The organism is Akkermansia sp. UBA7090 (genome assembly GCF_002493465.1).
Taxonomy (GTDB): Bacteria; Verrucomicrobiota; Verrucomicrobiia; order Verrucomicrobiales; family Akkermansiaceae; genus Akkermansia; species Akkermansia muciniphila_A.
On the sequence record NZ_DKYW01000021.1, the window covers coordinates 26941 to 43666 of the forward strand.

The window sequence follows — 16726 nt, forward strand, 5'->3', positions numbered from 1 at the left end:
CGCCGCTGTTGTATGATGGCGCCGCATCTTTCCCTGAAAATAGTGCTATGAAAGTTATCGTTACGGGCGGCGCCGGATTCATTGGCTCCAATCTGGTCAGGCTGCTGCTGGAGCGCGGCCATGAAGTCCTGAATATTGACGCCCTGACCTATGCCGGCAACATCCATTCCCTGGACGGTTTGGCGGATTCCCCGGCATACCGCTTTCTGCACGCCGACGTCCGGGACGCTTCCCTGATGAGCCGCACCCTGCGGGAGTACGGGCCGGACTGGGTAATGCACCTGGCGGCGGAGTCCCATGTGGACCGTTCCATTGACGATCCGGGAAACTTTATGACCACCAACGTCATGGGTACTTTTTCCTTGCTTCAGGCCGCCCTGGAATATTACCGCTCCCTGGAGGGGGAGAAAAAGGAGCGCTTCCGCTTCCACCACATTTCCACGGATGAGGTGTACGGCTCCCTGGGAAAGGAAGGCCTGTTCACGGAATCCACGCCGTATCGCCCCCATTCCCCGTATTCCGCCAGCAAGGCTTCCAGCGACCACCTGGTGCGCGCCTGGCACGATACGTACGGGCTGCCCGTGCTGATCACCAACTGTTCCAACAATTACGGCCCTTACCAGTTCCCGGAAAAGCTGATCCCCGTCGTTATCCTGAAAGCGCTGGGCGGGGACCCCATCCCTGTATACGGCAAAGGGGAAAACGTGAGGGATTGGCTGTATGTGGGGGATCACTGCGAGGCGCTGCTGACGGTCGTTTCCTGCGGAAAACCCGGAGAGACGTACAACATCGGCGGCAATAACGAGAAGACCAATCTGGAACTGGTGGAGCTGCTGTGTTCCCATCTGGATGAATTGCGGCCGCGAACGGACGGCCAGAGCTACCGGGAGCAAATCACCTTTGTTCAGGACAGGCCGGGCCATGACCTGCGCTATGCGATTGACGCTTCCAAAATACGGAGGGAATTGGGATGGGCTCCGCGCCAGGACCATTCTTCCGGATTCAGAAAAACCATTCAGTGGTATCTGGACCATGAGGAATGGTGGCGGGGCATCCTGTCCGGGGAATACCGCCTGGAACGTCTTGGAACCAATGGCTAGGAGGTTGATATGAAAGGTATTGTTCTGGCCGGGGGAAGCGGCACGCGGCTGCATCCCGTTACGCTTTCCGTCAGCAAGCAACTGCTGCCCGTTTACGATAAGCCGATGGTTTATTATCCCATCTCCGTGCTGATGCTGGCCGGAATACGGGAAATCCTCATCATTTCCACGCCCCGGGACCTGCCCCTGTACCGGGATTTGCTGGGGGACGGCAGCAGGTTCGGCGTCTCCTTTGAATACAGGGAGCAACCCAGGCCGGAGGGGCTGGCGCAGGCATTTATTATTGGAGAGGAGTTCATCGGAAAGGATTCCGTAGCCCTGGTGCTGGGGGACAATATTTTTTACGGGCGCGGCCTGACGGAGAAGCTGAGGCGGGCCGCCAAACTGACGAGCGGAGCGACCATTTTCGGGTACCAGGTGCATGACCCGCAGCGTTTCGGGGTAGTGGAATTCAATGAGGAGGGGAAGGCGGTATCCATTGAGGAAAAACCGCTTAGGCCCAAATCGGACATGGCGGTGACGGGCCTCTATTTTTACGACAACCGGGTGGTGGAGATAGCCAAAAGGATTCCCAAGTCCTCCCGGGGCGAGTTGGAAATTACCTCCGTGAATCAGGAATACCTGAAGCAGGGCCTGTTGCGCGTGGAAAAGCTGGCGCGCGGCTATACGTGGCTGGATACGGGCACGCACGATACCCTTCTGGAGGCTTCCATGTTCGTTCGCACGTTGGAGCATCACCAGGGGTTCAAGGTGGCGTGCCTGGAGGAGATAGCCTTTAATAACGGCTGGATTTCCCCGGAGACGCTGCGTTCCCAGGCCGGAGCCATGAACAATAACGGTTATGGCCGGTATTTGGATGAATTGGTGAAATAGGGCTGTCTGAGGTCAGCAAGGGAAATGGAAGGGGCGACCCTGCAAATCCCTTGGTTTTCGGGGAAGGGGGCGGTTTGCTTCCCGGCGATGTTTTCCATGCGGTGGCCGTGCCGGCGGAAATTTCCGGACGTTGTCTGCTCAAGGCCGTAAAAGCCTTTCATGCCGTGAGCGGTTCACGTATTCATGCCGCGGACTGGGGGATAACCCCTTCCAACTGGCTGTAAACATGAAGGCAGGGAGGAAGTCAGGGACGGTTGCCCGGCATGGCGGGATCCATTGGCTCCGGCATGGACGCTATGGACATGACATTTTTGAACAGGCGCCGCGCCAGAATGACGGAAAGGGCCGCCAACATGATTTCCAGGCCGCAGGACAGGAGAACGGCCAGCCATGCAGTTGGCGCAGCCAGGGAGGGAACCGCGGTGGACAGGAACTGCCGCAACAGGACGGCGAGAAAGAACAGGGCGCTCTGCAACCCGCAGCCCGCCGCCGCAATTCCCCAGGACAGGAATAATTTCCTGCCTGCGGCGCCATATCCCGCCGTATAAGGGAAGGAAAAAAAAGAAGTGACGGCCGCCAGAAGGAGGAGGATCTCCCAAACCCTGTCCATTTCCGTGTATTGCGATGGGGCGGGCATGCCCGCAAAGGGAATAAGGAGCGCGTACAGGGCGGGCAGCAAGGCCAGCACGCTCAGATTTCTTGTTATCCTGCTTCCCCGGGAGGCCAGCAGAACTCTGGCGCCCCAGAATAGGAGGAGGGACAGGGAAAGGATGGAGAGCAATTCCGCCCCTGTCCCCAAAAGCAGGAAGGGCGCGGCTGTCCGGGGAGAGCGGAGGAACCAGGGCATGAACAGATGGATAAGGACAGCCGTTGCGACGCCCGAGCCGAAAAGGACGGCGCAGACTTTGATGAAAGCCCTGGCGGCGGGGTAAATCATCCAGTTCATGGTGAAGAGACGGGGGAGCGGGGAACGGAAAAAAGGAAAAGGACCGCTCCCTTTGCGGAAGCGGTCCTGAGGAATCAGCGTGAATTCATGGATGCCAATGCGAATGACGGCATGCGGGAATTACTTATACTGGGCCCAGTCGACATTCTTCATGTCTCCGCTCCTGGCCAGTTCGGCATGCATGCCCAAAGCGGCCTTGATGGATTGCGGCGTCTGGGCTTTGCCGTCGGACAGCTTCAGGTAATCCCAGAGGATGTTTTTGTAATCCGGGTGGACGCAGTTTTCAATAATGGTCTGGGCGCGTTCTTTCGGGCTCTTGCCGCGCAGGTCCGCGACCCCCTGCTCGGTAATAATGATATTGACGTCATGTTCCGTATGGTCATGGTGGGAAACCATGGGGACGATGGCGCTGATCTTGCCGTCCTTGGCAACGGACGGGCAGGTGAAAATGGAGATGTAGGCGTTGCGCGTGAAGTCGCCGGAGCCGCCGATGCCGTTCATCATCTTCGTGCCGCCGATGTGCGTGGAGTTGACGTTCCCGTAAATGTCGGCTTCAATGGCGGTGTTGATGGAGATGACGCCGAGACGGCGGATAACTTCCGGGCTGTTGGATATTTCCGAGGGGCGGAGCACCAGTTTGTCGCGGAAAAAGTCCATATCCCTGTAAATGCCTTCCAGGCAGTCGTTCGTTACGGTCAGGGAGCAGGCGCTGCCGAACTTTACGCGGCCTTCCCGGATCAGGCCGATGACGGAGTTCTGGATGACTTCCGTGTACATCTCGAACGCGGGAATCGTCTTGTCGCGGCCCAGGGCGCCCAGCACCGCGTTTGCGATGTTGCCTACGCCGGACTGGAGAGGCAGGAATGTGGAGGGAATGATGCCCCGTTTCATGTCGGCGGCCAGGAAGTCGGCCACGTTCTGCCCGATTTTATCAGTCAGGGGATCCGCTGCGGCGAAGGAGCGGGCTTCGTCCGGCCAGTTGGTTTCCACCACGCCCACAATCTTCTTCGGGTCAACCTGGATGTACGGCTTGCCGATGCGATCGCTGGGTTTGAAGATGGAAATTTCACGGCGGTAGGGAGGATCCAGGGGTTCGTAAACGTCATGCAGGCCCATGGCGCTCTTGCTGTGGGCGGCGTTTAATTCCACGATAATTTTGTCTGCCAGGCGGCAGATGGTGGGAGCGATCCCGCCCGCGGCCGTCAGATAAATTTTGCCGTCAGCCGTGACTTCACAGGCTTCAATAATGGCGACGTCCACGTTGCCCATGAACCCGTAGCGCACTTCCTGGGCCATCTGGGACAGATGGATGTCATTATAGGCGATTTCCCCGTTGTTCACCGCCTTGCGGAAGTCAACGTTGGTGGTGTAGGGAGCGCGGTAGCGGATCGCCTTGGCCCGGGAAAGGATCCCGTCGCAGGAATCGCCGGTGGAAGCGCCGGTGAAAACGCTCACCTGGAAGGGGTTCCCCTTTTCGTGTTCCGCTTCTGCAATTTTTGCCAGCGCGGCCGTAACGGCCTTGGCCGTTCCGGCGGGAGTGAATCCGCTCAGCCCAATATGGTGGCCATGCTTGATCAGGCTTGCTGCTTCTTCTGGTGTCAGTACCTTGTAACTCATGTCAGTGATTTTTGTTGGATGAAAAAGAAAGAAACCCCGTGTAACAACGGAGCGGCAGGCTTATTCTTCGAGAAGCCTGTTGATCAGGTGCGCCGGCACGGTGCGGACGGCGCCGGACGGCAGGGATAGCACAGGATTGCCCTGATCGTCAATCCCTGTAAAAATGCCCCGGACGGTTTCATCATCCGTAAGAATGGAAACCGGCCTTTCTCCGGCCCATGCCCGGGCCAGACCCTCCTGGAGAGCGGGGATGCCGCCGCGGGAAAAGACGGAGAGAACCTGGTTCAAATGACTGCCCAGGGAAGCCATGACGGCATGAAGCGAAGGGCAGTTCCGAACAAGATCCGACAGCCTTGCCGGAGGGTCCTTGATTTCCCCGGCGATGGAGGCTACATCATTGAAAACATTGATGCCGATGCCGATGACGGCCATGTACTCCGCCGGGCGTTCCACCAGTATTCCCGCCAGTTTGGATTTGCCCGCCAGCAGGTCGTTCGGCCAGCGCAGGCGTACGGAATCCAGCCCCATGCCGCGGAGCATGTTGAACAGGGCCAGTCCCGCAACCAGGGGCAAATGGCCCCAGTGCACGCCGGCCGCTGCATCCGCGGGAGCGGTCAGGGGAACGGTGAAGGATGCCCACAGGCCTCCTTTATCCCCTATCCATTTGCGGTTGAATCTGCCCCGGCCTCCTGTCTGGACGCGGCAGACGGCAATATGCCCCGGGGGCAGGGAGCGGGCCAGGTCATTGGTGGAAAAAGCCTCGGCCCATTCATGATAAGTCCAGTCGCCGCATGGTCCTTCCTCCGCCGGAGGGCTGGAAAATGGGGCTGCCGAATTCATGGGACGGGCCGAGGCCGGTAATAATTTTAATTCTGGTTATTTCGCCAGCGTGGCGATGTAGTAGCCCGCGATGACCGCGGTGCCGATCACGCCTGCAACGTTCGGACCCATGGCGTGCATGAGCAGATAGTTGGAGGGATCGTACTTCTGGCCCACATTGTGGGAGACGCGGGCCGCCATCGGGACGGCGGAGACGCCTGCGGACCCGATGAGGGGGTTGACCGGATTCTTGCGCCAGATGAGGTTCATGAGCTTGGCGGCGATGACACCGCCCGCAGTGGCCACGCCGAAGGCGACAATGCCCAGCAGAATGATCAGCAGCGTTTCCGCCTGCAGGAAGCGGTCTCCCTGCATCGTGAGACCCACGGAGGTTCCCAGGAAGATGGTGACGATGTTGATGATTTCATTCTGGGAGGCCTGAACCAGGCGTTCCGTTACCTTGCATTCGCGCAGGAAGTTGCCGAGCATCAGCATGCCGATGAGCGGGGATGCGTCCGGAATCAGCAGAATGGTGACAATGGTTACCAGCACGGCGAAGAACAGTTTTTCGCTCTTGCTGACCGTCCGCAGGGATTTCATGCGGATGAGGCGCTCCTTCTTGGTCGTCAGCAACGCCATGATGGGCGGCTGTATCAGCGGAACCAGGGACATGTACGTGTATGCGGCCACGGCCACGGCGCCCAGCAGGTGCGGAGCCAGCTTCATCGTCAGGAAGATGGAGGTGGGGCCGTCAGCTCCGCCGATGATGCCGATGGAGGCGGCTTCATTCGGGTTGAAGCCCATGAACAGGGCCATGAAGAATGTGGCGGCGACGCCCACCTGGGCCGCCGCGCCCAGAAGCAGGGTGCGCGGTGCGGCGAGCAGCGGGCCGAAGTCCGTCAGGGCTCCTACGCCCAGGAAGATGATGGGCGGGAAAATTTCAGCCTTGATGCCCAGTCCGATCCAGTCATACAGGCCCCCGTGGATGGAGGTGACCAGAAGTTCCTGGGTATGCTGTCCTACGGCCACGTATTTGCCTGCGGCGGAAACCACCAGGGGCTCCAGCTTCTGCGTTTTCAGGTCCACGGGAACACGGTTGCCGGTGGTGTCAAAGTAATTGACTCCCTGCTGGCGGACGACGGTGGTTCCTTCTCCGTTCGTGAGCAGGAAGACCGGCTCATTGCCGTTGTCTTCCGTCACGTTCTGGAAGTCCTTCAGGTTGGGGTCCACCGTCAGACTGTCGTCTCCCAGACGGGCGGCGTCAGCTTTGGCTTTTTCCTGGGATTCCCGCACGGACTTGATTTTGGAAACGGTCAGCTGGCTGCCGGGATAAACCTGCATGGGCTGCTGCATGGTTTCCAGATACTGGGAGCGGGCTTCCGGCGTGGTCAGATTGGCCGGCACCTTGGCGGGCGTCTGCTGCAGAGGAGCCACATGAACGCGCAGGTAGCCCACGTTGTTCAGGGACGTGGAGGTTACTTCCCCCTGTTCATTGGAGGAAATGACCTGCTGGTTCAGCTGGGTGATGAGCATTCCGTTGTCCGGAATGTTGGCGATGAGGGCGCCGAAAGCAATGGGAACCATCAGGAGAGGTTCATATTGCTTGGCTACACCCAGATACAGGAGCAGGATGGCAATGCCCCACATCCCTACCATTTGCCATGATAGGGAGAAGACGCCCATCCCCTGTAAAAAGGTGATTAATGAATCAAAAAGACTCATACGGAATGTTATTGTAGCGGTTTGTTATCTGAGTCGGAGCCCGGAACTGTTGGAGGTCCCGGGCGGTTGCCGCCGGGATTAACCGATCTTGGCCAGAGCCTGTCCTTCCTGAACCGTATCACCCGGGTTTACGCAGAAAGCGGTGAGCGTGCCGGAGGCGGGAGCGTAGATGATGGTGTTCATCTTCATGGCTTCCAGCGTCAGAATCTGGTCGCCGGCCTTCACGGAGGCGCCAGCGGCCACGTCCAGGGAAACAACCTTGCCGGCAAGCGGGCTGGGCACGTCTCCGGCGCCGGCGGCGGCCGGAGCGGGCGCAGGTGCGGGAGCCGGGGCCGGGGCGGCTACGGGGGCGGATGCGGCAGGAGCGGGAGCGGCTGCGGGAGCCGGGGCCGGGGCTGCGGTAGTGGAGGATACCTGGTCCAGGAGTTCTACGGATACGTCAAATACCTTGCCGTCTACGGTGATGCGAAGTTTCTTCATGATAATGTATGGTATGGAGTATTAAGTTAAATGGTTCCCGCCGGGGCGGGGGTAAGGGTGAATAATGCTGTAGTTCAACGGGAAGGCCGAATGCGGTGGGAGGCGAAGATTTCCGCCCTGCCTGCGGCCGCATAGCCGGAGCCCGGGGATTGCTTGATTTCCACAATGCGGTGGCTCATGCCGTCCAGGCCCGCGTCCACGGCGGCGGAGATGACGGCCACCATTTCCGGCGTGAGCTCCGTCATGGCGGAGTCCACCGCTGCGGAGAGGATGGCGAGCATTTCCGGAGTCATGCCCGGTTTGCCCGCCGCAGCGGGGGCGGCGGCAGGCGCGGCCACGGGAGCGGCGGTTTTGGCTTTGGCCCTGTTCTGAATGGCGGCGGCGATGGAGCCGCTGATGGTCAGAATGACGGCCAGGCCACCCAGGCACATCATGACCACCATAATGCCGACAATCTGATAGTTCAGATTGTTCATGACGTTGGCGATGCCCTGTGCAAAGGCGAGTGTTGTGAGTAACATATGATCCGTTGAGATGGATGTTAGAGCGGAATGTTGCCGTGTTTCTTGGCCGGGCGCACTTCCTTCTTGTTCAGCAGGGTGCGCAGGGCGAAGGCGATTTTGGCGCGGGTTTCTTCCGGATTGATGACTTCCGTGATCTGCCCCATGCCGGCCGCCACATACGGGTTGTAGAAGGCTTCCCGGTATTCTTCAAGGAGTTCTCCCTGGCGCTTGGCTTTTTCCGCCGGGTCTTCCACAGCCTTCAATTCACGGCCGTAGAGCACCGGAACGGCGCCTTCCGCGCCCATGACGGCGATTTCCGCGCCGGGCCAGGCGAAGACGGCGTCAGCACCCAGATCCTTGCAGCACATGGCGATGTAGGCGCCGCCGTAGGCTTTCCGCATGATCAGGGTGACTTTGGGCACCGTGGCCTGGGAATAGGCGAAGATGAGTTTGGCGCCGTGGCGGATAATGCCGCCCCGTTCCTGGTTCTTGCCGGGCAGGAAGCCGGGCACGTCCACCAGGTTCACCAACGGAATATTGAATGCGTTGCAGAAGCGGATGAAGCGTGCGGCCTTGTCGGAGGAGTCGATATCCAGGCAGCCGGCTTTCACGTTGGGCTGGTTGGCGATGATGCCGACCACTACGCCGCAGATGCGGCCGAAGCCGACGACGACGTTTTTGGCGAAGTCCTTATGCACTTCCAGGAAGTCCCCGTTGTCCACGAGGCGGCTGATGATGGGCTGGACGTCCAGCGGCGTGCGGTTGTCGCCGGGAATCAGGGCGCTCATGCCTTCGTCTGCGCTCAGGTCAAGCGGGGTGTCCAGTTTGTGAGGCGGTTCTTCCGTGTTGTTGGAAGGAAGGAAGGAAAGCAGCCTCTTCAGGATGTCCATGGCGTGCGCGTCGCTGTCCGCTACGAAATGGACGTTGCCGGACACGGTGGCGTGAATGGCGGCGGAGCCGATGTCGTCCATCGTGCATTTTTCATACGTGACCTGTTCAATCACCTTGGGGCCGGTGATGTACATGCCGGCGTTGCCGGAATTGCGCATGATGATGAAGTCCGTCAGGGCGGGGGAGTAGGCCGCGCCGCCCGCGCAGGGACCCAGAATCATGGAGATTTGCGGAACTACGCCGGAGGCAAGCACATTGTTGTAGAACACCTGGGCATAGCCGGAAAGGGCCGCCACGCCTTCCTGGAGGCGCGCGCCGCCGGAGTCGTTCACGGTCACCATCGGGATGCCGGCCTTCAGGGCGTACTTCTGGGCATCCGCAATTTTCATGGCGTGCATGTAGCCGAGGGAACCGCCCTGGGCCAGGAAGTCGGAGGCCGCGCAGGCCACCGGACGGCCGTCCACCAGGCCGAAGCCGGAAACGACGCCGTCGCCGGGGATTTCCTTCTTGCCCATGCCGAAGTTGTGGCAGTTGTGGCGCACATGCATGCCGATTTCCGAGAAGGTGCCTTCCTCAAAGAGGTACCCCATGCGGTCGCGGGCCGTCATTTCGCCCTTTTCGTGTCTCTTGTCGATCTTTTCCTGACCGCCGCTGAGGATCACCTTCTTGCGGCGGCTGTTCAGATCGTCAATCAATTTGGGATCAATAGCCATTGGTATAGTGGTATGGTGAATAGGGAGAATGTTACTTACCGCATTCGCAGCCGCCGGGGTGCTGGCAGAATTCGGTCAGGACGCCGAAGGTGCACTTGGGATGCAGGAAGGTGACCTGCGTGTTGTGGGCACCGGGGACGGGCGGATCGTTCAGCACGGTAAGGCCCGCTTCCTTGGCCTGGGAGATATTTCCGGCGATGTCATTGGTCTTGAAAGCGATGTGGTGGATGCCTTCCCCTTTTTTCTCAATAGCCTTGGCGATGGCGCTTTCCGGAGAGGTGGGTTCGAGCAGTTCGATGTGGACGCCGGCAACGTCAAACATGGCGACGCGGACCTTTTGAGTGGGGACTTCCTCAATGTGGGGCTCGCCGAGTCCGAGCGCATCGCGGTAATAGGGAACGGTGGCGTCAAGACTCTTGACGGCGATGCCGATATGGTCAATTTGCTGAATCATATGCGTGTGATGGTTATAGGGGAATGCAGGGGGGAGGCCTGCAATACATCAAGAGTTATTAAAGCGGATTTTTTTAGGATGTGAAGCGAAAAGCGGAAAAATGGCGAATTCGCGGCCGTCCTTTTCACCTGCTTGATTGCCCCGGGAGATGAGGTATGGTAGGGGCATGTACAGGAGTGGATTAGCCGTGTTGTTTCTGCTGGCGTCGTGGTTTTCCGCCGCGTGTGCCTATGAGCTGCTGCCTGCTCATGTGGCCGTGGTTTATAACGGAAAATCCGAGTTGAGCCGCCGCATGGCCAGGGAATATGCGCGGGTGCGCGGCGTTCCGGAAGGGAACCTTGTTTCTCTGGATTGCCCCATGACCGGCGAAATTTCGCGGAAGGAGTATGATGAGACGATTCGCGTCCCGCTGCTGGAGACGGCGCGGAAACAACGGTGGTGGACGCCTTCCGGCATTGCGTCCTCCCCCTTGATGGACCGGAAGATTTTTGTGCTGGCGCTGATGGCGGATCTGCCGATGAAGATTCGGCATGAAACGCCCGCTCCCCAGCCCGGGAAAGGGGTCAACCAGATGCAGACGGACCGGGCGGCGGTGGATTCCGAACTGGCGCTGCTGGCGGTGGGCGGTTATGAAAGGAAATCCTGGCAGGTGAATCCCTATTTTAATAAGAGGGAGGATTTTGTGGGGGCCGGTCTTCCTTCGTTTCTGGTATGCCGCCTGGACGGCCTGACGCCCGATACCTGCATGCGGCTGGTGACGGAGCCGGCGAAGGTGGAGAAACAGGGTTTATGGGGGTGGGCTGTTGTGGACCGGGGCGGCCCCTATGCCCAGGGGGACCGGTGGATGGATGACGTGTTCAAGCGCGTGAGGGAGGCGGGCATTCCCGTTTATCTGGACGACTGGCCTCAGACTCTGCCGGAAAAATTCCCCCTGAGCCGGGATACGGCTCTTTATTGCGGGTGGTATGCGGGGAAGGCGAACGGACCGTTTTCAGACCCTTCGTTCCGCTTCCGGCCCGGGGCGATAGCCATGCACCTGCATTCTTTCAGCGCCGCCGATTTCAAGGTTCCCGGCAAGGGGTGGAGTTCCGCCCTGTTGGAAAAGGGGGCTGCTGTGACGGTGGGAAACGTGTATGAGCCGTTCCTGGGCGCCTGCCACCGCTTTGATATTTTTGTGGACCGCCTCCTGGACGGTTATACCGTGGCGGAGGCCTCCTGGATGAGCATGCCTGTGCTGTCCTGGCAGGGGGTGGTGTTCGGAGACCCCCTGTACCGTCCATACGCCCGCATGAAGGATATGGACGTGGAGCCGACGGAAGAAGACCGTTATTTCCAGGGGTGGTGGGCTTCCTTCGTGCAGTTTGGAGACCGCTGGAAGGACCGTTCAGCGCGTTTGACGGAGTCCGCCCGGAAAGCCCCTTTCTCCTGCCTTTATGAAGCTCTGGCTCTGGAATGCCTGTACCGGAAGGAACCGGCCCGCGCCGGAGAGTTTCTTTCTTCCGCCCTGGACGGCGCGGCCAATGCCCGCACCCGCGCGCGCCTGCTGCTGGAAATTCTGCTGGCGGAACGGGTCCGGGGCGGGAACAAGGCCTTTCTGCAGCGGGCGGACGGCATCCGGGGCCTCATGTCTTCCTCCGCTTTTCTTCCGGCGCTGGAGGAATGGCTCGCCAGAGTGGCTCCGCCGCCGGCCCCGCCGAAAAAATAAATTAAGGACGTATGGCAAATTTGGATTGCCTTTTAGGGGATTATGGCTCATATTCTGCGTCCCGTAAGTTTTCCTTTTACTGATATTCACCAGCAATAGATAACACAAGATGAACATTATCAACAAAATCGAGCAAGAGCAACTCAAGGCGGATGTGACCCCATTTAACGTAGGTGATACCATCAAGGTTCACACTCGTGTTATTGAAGGCGGCAAGGAACGTATCCAGATTTTCCAGGGCATTGTGATCGCCAAGCGCGGTTCCGGCATCAATGAAGCTTTCACCGTCCGCAAGATTTCCTATGGCGAAGGCGTGGAACGCGTATTCCCCCTGCATACTCCCCGCATTGCCAAGATTGAAGTCGTGAACCGCGGCAAAGTCCGCCGCGCCAAACTTCACTACCTGCGCGGCCGCATCGGCAAGGATGCCATGATTGTGAAGTCCGCCAACCGGTAATCGGAAGAATTGCTATTTTGCTGGCCCGGCCCGCCGTGAGGCGGCGCCGGGTTTTTTTATTTCCGGAGTGTTGCTCTTTCTGAATGGGGAAAAGGACGCTGGGGCAACAGCCGCTTCAAGATATTTTCCCGCAGTTCATATGGGGTGGAAGCGCTTTTTCGGGGGTGAGGAGAGAGGGCGGGCCCGGAGCGAATGCGTTCTTTCAGATTTTCCCACACTGGATCTAAAGGTCTTCAAGACAAGAAAGCAGGAGCCGGACAGTTTCATACGCGAAGCCAATTCCGGAACGCAGCGCGTGACTTTCCTTCCGGCGCCACCCAACTCTCATTTCGGGAGGAGGAAAGGAGGCGGCGGCCTTCTGCTTGGCTCCTGGAGGTGTTTCCGACCGGGGACAGCGCTTCCGGATAATTATTCTTCCGCAGATGCAGGAACCGGTGTGTCCTCCGCATCTTCCGGTCCGTACGCTTCCACTTCCGTCAACGCCAGCGGCTGGGACGGATTTGAGGATTCCACGCGCAAGGCGCGCGCTTTGACTGGAGCGTCCAGTTCCCAGGAAGTGATGTTGGTGGATTTTTCCGAAGGAGTAGTGCTGAAGGTTTTTTCCGCCAGCACGTTTTTGTCATTGTCGTAGAGGATGACCTTGAAGTTTTCCATGGCGCCCAGCAGCGTCAGATTGGCCGGCGTGTAAATGACCACCTTTTCTATAGTGCGGTTGGTTTCCCTGCCGAAGTCAATGCCGAACCAGGCGGTTTTTCCTTCAACCACGCCTGTGGCGCTGATGGAAACATCGGAAATCCTGGAGCTGGTATTGCCGTCAACGGCCTTTTCCGGACCGTAAGCTGCCAGCATATTGCGGTTGGAACTCTGGCGCACCTTGACGCCGGGCTGAAGGCTCCAGTTGACTTTGCCGGGTTCCCCGGAAACTTTGGGAACTGCCGGAGCCTGCTCCGGACGTGCGGACGGAACAGGTGAAGGAATGGCCGCAGCGGCGTGTTTCGCGGCGGACGGGGCGTGGCGGAGCGCTTCCCTGTTCGCCTGTCTTGCCGCTTCCGCTTTCGCGTTATTTTCCTTCTGCACCTGCTCATTATAATCATTGCGCATTTTGACGACATCCTTCTTATACAGGATGCAGGTATAGGTCAGCACAATGCCTATGATCAGGGCCGGAATGAGATAGTAATAGATATTGGACTGCCCTTTTTGCATGTTCAGAACCGGAATGACCGGGGAAGATGGCGGCGGAGGGATGGCTGCCGCGTTTCTTCCCGAAGGATGGGCAATGGCTTTATCCAGATCCGTGATGAAATCCCCCAGGTCCCGGTAGCGTTCCCGGGTATCTGGATTGATGGCGCGGGAGACTACCGAATCCACGGCATCGCTGCATTTGATCAGTGAGGAGGGCATGGCAAAACCCGCTTCCATCGGCGTTTTGCGGGTAAGCAGAATGTAGAGCACCAGCCCCAGCGCGTAAATATCCATGCCCGGCGTGAACGTGGTTTCCGCCCCGGTGACCCACTCCGGAGAAGCGAAGTCCCCCATATCCACCGGAGATTGGGCAGGATAAATGTTGATGGGCAGCAGCAGGGCGTCTCCGCCGTCTTCGCGCAGGCAAATCAGCTTGGGCGTAATGCCCCCGTGAAAAATGTTTTTCCGGTGGAGCGTCAGCAGTCCTTCCGCCATGTTGCGCACCAGGTTGAGCGCCGCCTGGGGAGATATTTTGGGAAGGGTGGCCATATCCGCCAGACGCGGGTAGGGGGAGTGCTCGGAAATGATGAAAGTAAACGGTCCCGCCTGTCCTGTTTCATAAACGCGCAGAAGCCCCTGATGGGATTGTTCCACGATGGTGAGGGAGCGGACGATGAATTCAGGATCCCAGCCGAAGATGCCGGCTTCTTCCGTGGGAACTACCCGCAGCATGACGGGAGCAAAGTTGGATTTCAGGGTAGCCGTAAAGATTTGCTGGGGGCCTTTGGCTCCGACAAGCTGGATATTTTCCAATTGGGGAAAGAGAGAAGAAAGCTGGTCCAAGGGAAGGAAATCGTCGGCAGGCATGGAAAAAGGCAGGTGGAATAGTATCGGTCTCCACTCTACCTTAAATTCCCCACCGGGAGCAACTCTATAGGCAGGCATATTTTGGCGGAGGGGATGTCCTGATGCTGGACGGGCGCCAATCATGTCCGGCCGCGGCATTCCCTTTTCCTCAACCGGCCGGTTAAATCAGGGTAGCCAGGAACAGGAAGGCTGAACAGGCCAGACCGGAGCAGGCCGTAATGATCAGGAGGAATTTCAGTTGTTTCAACCGGCGCGGCGGCATGTTGCCGCAGACGGCCGCGGAGAGGTAAAAATCCTGTTTGTTCCAGCTTTTCCGGCAGCGGCAGAGAAGGCGGATGAATAATGCCGTCCCCTCTGTTAACGTCAGGACATACAGGGACCCCAGAAACAGAGCCGTTATGGGTTGGCCTTTTGACTGGAAAATCGCTGCTGCTATCAGCAGGAGCAGCAAAAGGCTGAAGGAGCAAGCGATGATCCCCGCGGGGAGTTGATATTTTTTGACGGTTTCCCGGGTCTTCTTTTTATTCAGGAAACGTTCTTCCTTTTTTGTTTTGGACGTTATTTCGCCGTATATGATGGATGACAGGAACGAGGAGAGGAAGTCTTGCATGGACAAGAGCATTTGATTTTCTGCATCAGGGCCTTTTCAGAATGAGGGGAGGCGAGGGATTGGTTTGCCATACCGGGGTAGCGGCCCGTGCGTCCGCTTCTTCCAGCGTTTTACGGCCTTTGACCTTGACCAGGTGTTCCCGGAGGATGCGCCGCAGTTCCACGGCGGATGCCGGGTCATCCTGCACGCTGTGCCCGGACGGAACAATTTTTTCGCTGGCGCTCCAGTCCAGATGGGAGGACTGGTATTTGACCACTCCGTCGGAGGAATTGGGCGTGTCATTCCTGCCTCTGTCTCCGATGATGGAATGAACGGGAACATTGGGAGAACCGCGCAGTTCAGACATGTATTTGACCAGGGATGAGTTCGGGGAAAGCTGGCGGATGCTGGTCAGCTCGTCTTTCATTTTCAACGGATTGAGTAGGAACATGCCGCGGCTGAGTGTAGCGATGCGGGTGACTTCTTCCAGCATGTCCGAGGGGAGGTCAATCAGGCGCTGGCCCAGTCTTCCTATCCAGTTGTCCGCGAAAGTGGAACCGCGGTGCGGGGTGGCCATGTACACGATGCGCGTGACTCCCTGGGGCGGGGAAAAGATGAAATTATTCTGGAGCCGTTCAAGCGTTTGTTCATCATAATGGAGGGGGGCCAGCCCTTTCTTCCAGTTTTCCAGCGTCATTCCCTCAAACGTTTCCGGAGAAAGCTCAAATACTCCCTTCATCAGCGTCCAGGGTTTGGTGGAATTGTTGAAGCGGGTGATGAGGCCGCCCATAGAGTGCCCCACCATGACGATATTGTTCATTTCCCTGGATGTGCCGCGGGGATTGTATTCCTGCATGAGTTCCTTCAGGGCCTGCCGCTGCCTGCTGGCCGGAATGGTCCAGGCCAGCCCGGACGGATAGCCGAAGAACCAGAATTGGTAGTTTTCCCGGATGACCGGATCCACCAGGAGACGGTTGGTCAGGTTGGCGAAGGTGGCGGGGCCGGACATCAGGCCGTGGGTGAAAACCACGGGTATTTTCCGGGGGTCATAGGGTTCGGAAAAATAAAGCCCCATCGTATTGATGGCCTTTTTCGGGCGGAATGCCCCCAGCAGTTCCGTCCCGTCTGCGTCGGAAAGCTTCCAGAACAGGGCGATAGGGACGGAAAAATTGGCCGCCAGCGGCTGCCGCACCTTGTTTTTGCCAATGAAAATATGTTCATTCATCAGGCGCGGAATGGTGCGGAGGGTAGGTTTGCCGTCCACCATGCGGTCAAAGTCCAGAATGGCTGTCAGCGTGTGCACGTTGCCGTTGTCCTTAAGCACGTTGGCATGTGGGAGGGAGCCGCCCCGGGGCGCCAGCCCCGCCAGCGGTATGCCCATTCCCTCTACGGTTACGCTTTCCCGCAGGCGGAAGGTGGGGTCCACTTCATCGGACATGAAAATGGCCTCATAGAACCACGGATTGCTGTCCCTGGCGTAGGAGGATTTTTCAATGACGAAGGGAAGGCTCAGGCGCTTCGCCTCATTCATGCCCCCTTTGCGTTTGGCTTCCTTCAAGTGGGAGGCCAGCTCCCGAATGCACGCGTTATATTTTTTCCGGGCTTCCGGCCATTCCCGGCTGCGTTGGGGAGAGGAAAGAATGAGCCATGCGGCATGGGCTTCCCGGATGGCTGCGGCGTCATCCTGGTAATGGGAGTACTCCATTTCCTGCCGCTGGTGCAGGGAACAGCCGGAAAGGCCTATGGCCAGTCCTAAAAGAAGGATGGAAACCGTTTTCATGATGAGCGGTGTAAATAAAAAGGGA

The 16726-nt window shown here is 58.5% G+C and carries 15 protein-coding genes; 4 read left to right on the forward strand and 11 right to left on the reverse strand.

Going from position 1 to position 16726, the window contains the following annotated elements; translation table 11 throughout:
* Positions 1 to 47 precede the first annotated feature (47 nt).
* Together rfbB and rfbA are read left to right on the forward strand one after the other, a co-directional pair.
* Entirely contained in the window at positions 48 to 1100 is a 1053-nt protein-coding gene (gene rfbB / locus B3075_RS07560) for a dTDP-glucose 4,6-dehydratase (protein WP_290488237.1), read from the forward strand.
* A 9-nt stretch (positions 1101 to 1109) separates the two neighbouring features.
* Positions 1110 to 1973, forward strand: coding sequence for a glucose-1-phosphate thymidylyltransferase RfbA (rfbA, locus tag B3075_RS07565; protein WP_102734813.1), 864 nt, complete (start codon positions 1110 to 1112; stop codon positions 1971 to 1973).
* Between the two features lie 244 nt (positions 1974 to 2217).
* Here the strand turns inward: rfbA and B3075_RS07570 are convergent, their stop codons facing one another.
* The 8 genes from B3075_RS07570 to mce form a co-directional block, all read right to left on the reverse strand.
* The gene (locus B3075_RS07570) at positions 2218 to 2919 is read right to left on the reverse strand and encodes a hypothetical protein (RefSeq protein WP_290488236.1); all 702 of its coding nucleotides are present in this window, start codon (positions 2917 to 2919) and stop codon (positions 2218 to 2220) included.
* A gap of 120 nt (positions 2920 to 3039) precedes the next feature.
* The gene (locus B3075_RS07575) at positions 3040 to 4536 is read right to left on the reverse strand and encodes an acetyl-CoA hydrolase/transferase family protein (RefSeq protein WP_094136596.1); all 1497 of its coding nucleotides are present in this window, start codon (positions 4534 to 4536) and stop codon (positions 3040 to 3042) included.
* A gap of 60 nt (positions 4537 to 4596) precedes the next feature.
* Positions 4597 to 5376, reverse strand: coding sequence for a biotin--[acetyl-CoA-carboxylase] ligase (locus tag B3075_RS07580; protein WP_290488235.1), 780 nt, complete (start codon positions 5374 to 5376; stop codon positions 4597 to 4599).
* Positions 5377 to 5412: 36 nt separating this feature from the next.
* Positions 5413 to 7077, reverse strand: a complete 1665-nt coding sequence (locus B3075_RS07585; protein ID WP_290488234.1) for a sodium ion-translocating decarboxylase subunit beta — start codon at positions 7075 to 7077, stop codon at positions 5413 to 5415.
* A gap of 78 nt (positions 7078 to 7155) precedes the next feature.
* Entirely contained in the window at positions 7156 to 7557 is a 402-nt protein-coding gene (locus tag B3075_RS07590; protein ID WP_179218419.1) for a biotin/lipoyl-containing protein, read from the reverse strand.
* A gap of 74 nt (positions 7558 to 7631) precedes the next feature.
* Positions 7632 to 8078: an OadG family transporter subunit gene (locus B3075_RS07595; RefSeq protein WP_022197873.1), complete on the reverse strand. Its 447-nt coding sequence runs from the start codon at positions 8076 to 8078 to the stop codon at positions 7632 to 7634.
* Positions 8079 to 8098: 20 nt separating this feature from the next.
* On the reverse strand, positions 8099 to 9664 hold the full coding sequence (locus B3075_RS07600; RefSeq protein WP_290488233.1) for an acyl-CoA carboxylase subunit beta: 1566 nt from the start codon (positions 9662 to 9664) through the stop codon (positions 8099 to 8101).
* A gap of 31 nt (positions 9665 to 9695) precedes the next feature.
* The gene (gene mce / locus B3075_RS07605) at positions 9696 to 10118 is read right to left on the reverse strand and encodes a methylmalonyl-CoA epimerase (protein WP_022197871.1); all 423 of its coding nucleotides are present in this window, start codon (positions 10116 to 10118) and stop codon (positions 9696 to 9698) included.
* 166 nt (positions 10119 to 10284) lie between these two features.
* Between mce and B3075_RS07610 the strand changes: the two genes are divergently transcribed.
* Positions 10285 to 11823: a TIGR03790 family protein gene (locus B3075_RS07610; protein WP_290488232.1), complete on the forward strand. Its 1539-nt coding sequence runs from the start codon at positions 10285 to 10287 to the stop codon at positions 11821 to 11823.
* Positions 11824 to 11932: 109 nt separating this feature from the next.
* Positions 11933 to 12280 (forward strand): 50S ribosomal protein L19, encoded by a 348-nt coding sequence (rplS, locus tag B3075_RS07615; RefSeq protein WP_012419257.1) that lies wholly within the window; start codon positions 11933 to 11935, stop codon positions 12278 to 12280.
* A gap of 408 nt (positions 12281 to 12688) precedes the next feature.
* Here rplS and B3075_RS07620 read toward each other — a convergent pair whose 3' ends face one another.
* From B3075_RS07620 to B3075_RS07630, 3 genes are all read right to left on the reverse strand, one after another.
* On the reverse strand, positions 12689 to 14332 hold the full coding sequence (locus B3075_RS07620) for a protein kinase domain-containing protein (protein WP_290488231.1): 1644 nt from the start codon (positions 14330 to 14332) through the stop codon (positions 12689 to 12691).
* 160 nt (positions 14333 to 14492) lie between these two features.
* Positions 14493 to 14942 (reverse strand): hypothetical protein, encoded by a 450-nt coding sequence (locus B3075_RS07625; RefSeq protein WP_290488230.1) that lies wholly within the window; start codon positions 14940 to 14942, stop codon positions 14493 to 14495.
* 25 nt (positions 14943 to 14967) lie between these two features.
* Entirely contained in the window at positions 14968 to 16701 is a 1734-nt protein-coding gene (locus B3075_RS07630) for an esterase/lipase family protein (protein ID WP_290488229.1), read from the reverse strand.
* Positions 16702 to 16726 lie beyond the last annotated feature (25 nt).

Bases quoted from the DNA above. Each gene is read 5' to 3' on its own strand.
- mce (WP_022197871.1), bottom strand. From the start codon at position 10,118: ATGATTCAGCAAATTGACCATATCGGCATCGCCGTCAAGAGTCTTGAC.
- B3075_RS07595 (WP_022197873.1), bottom strand. From the start codon at position 8,078: ATGTTACTCACAACACTCGCCTTTGCACAGGGCATCGCCAACGTCATG.
- B3075_RS07590 (WP_179218419.1), bottom strand. From the start codon at position 7,557: ATGAAGAAACTTCGCATCACCGTAGACGGCAAGGTATTTGACGTATCC.
- B3075_RS07625 (WP_290488230.1), bottom strand. From the start codon at position 14,942: ATGCAAGACTTCCTCTCCTCGTTCCTGTCATCCATCATATACGGCGAA.
- rfbA (WP_102734813.1), top strand. From the start codon at position 1,110: ATGAAAGGTATTGTTCTGGCCGGGGGAAGCGGCACGCGGCTGCATCCC.
- B3075_RS07610 (WP_290488232.1), top strand. From the start codon at position 10,285: ATGTACAGGAGTGGATTAGCCGTGTTGTTTCTGCTGGCGTCGTGGTTT.
- rplS (WP_012419257.1), top strand. From the start codon at position 11,933: ATGAACATTATCAACAAAATCGAGCAAGAGCAACTCAAGGCGGATGTG.
- B3075_RS07575 (WP_094136596.1), bottom strand. From the start codon at position 4,536: ATGAGTTACAAGGTACTGACACCAGAAGAAGCAGCAAGCCTGATCAAG.
- B3075_RS07630 (WP_290488229.1), bottom strand. From the start codon at position 16,701: ATGAAAACGGTTTCCATCCTTCTTTTAGGACTGGCCATAGGCCTTTCC.
- B3075_RS07600 (WP_290488233.1), bottom strand. From the start codon at position 9,664: ATGGCTATTGATCCCAAATTGATTGACGATCTGAACAGCCGCCGCAAG.
- B3075_RS07580 (WP_290488235.1), bottom strand. From the start codon at position 5,376: ATGAATTCGGCAGCCCCATTTTCCAGCCCTCCGGCGGAGGAAGGACCA.
- rfbB (WP_290488237.1), top strand. From the start codon at position 48: ATGAAAGTTATCGTTACGGGCGGCGCCGGATTCATTGGCTCCAATCTG.
- B3075_RS07585 (WP_290488234.1), bottom strand. From the start codon at position 7,077: ATGAGTCTTTTTGATTCATTAATCACCTTTTTACAGGGGATGGGCGTC.
- B3075_RS07620 (WP_290488231.1), bottom strand. From the start codon at position 14,332: ATGCCTGCCGACGATTTCCTTCCCTTGGACCAGCTTTCTTCTCTCTTT.
- B3075_RS07570 (WP_290488236.1), bottom strand. From the start codon at position 2,919: ATGAACTGGATGATTTACCCCGCCGCCAGGGCTTTCATCAAAGTCTGC.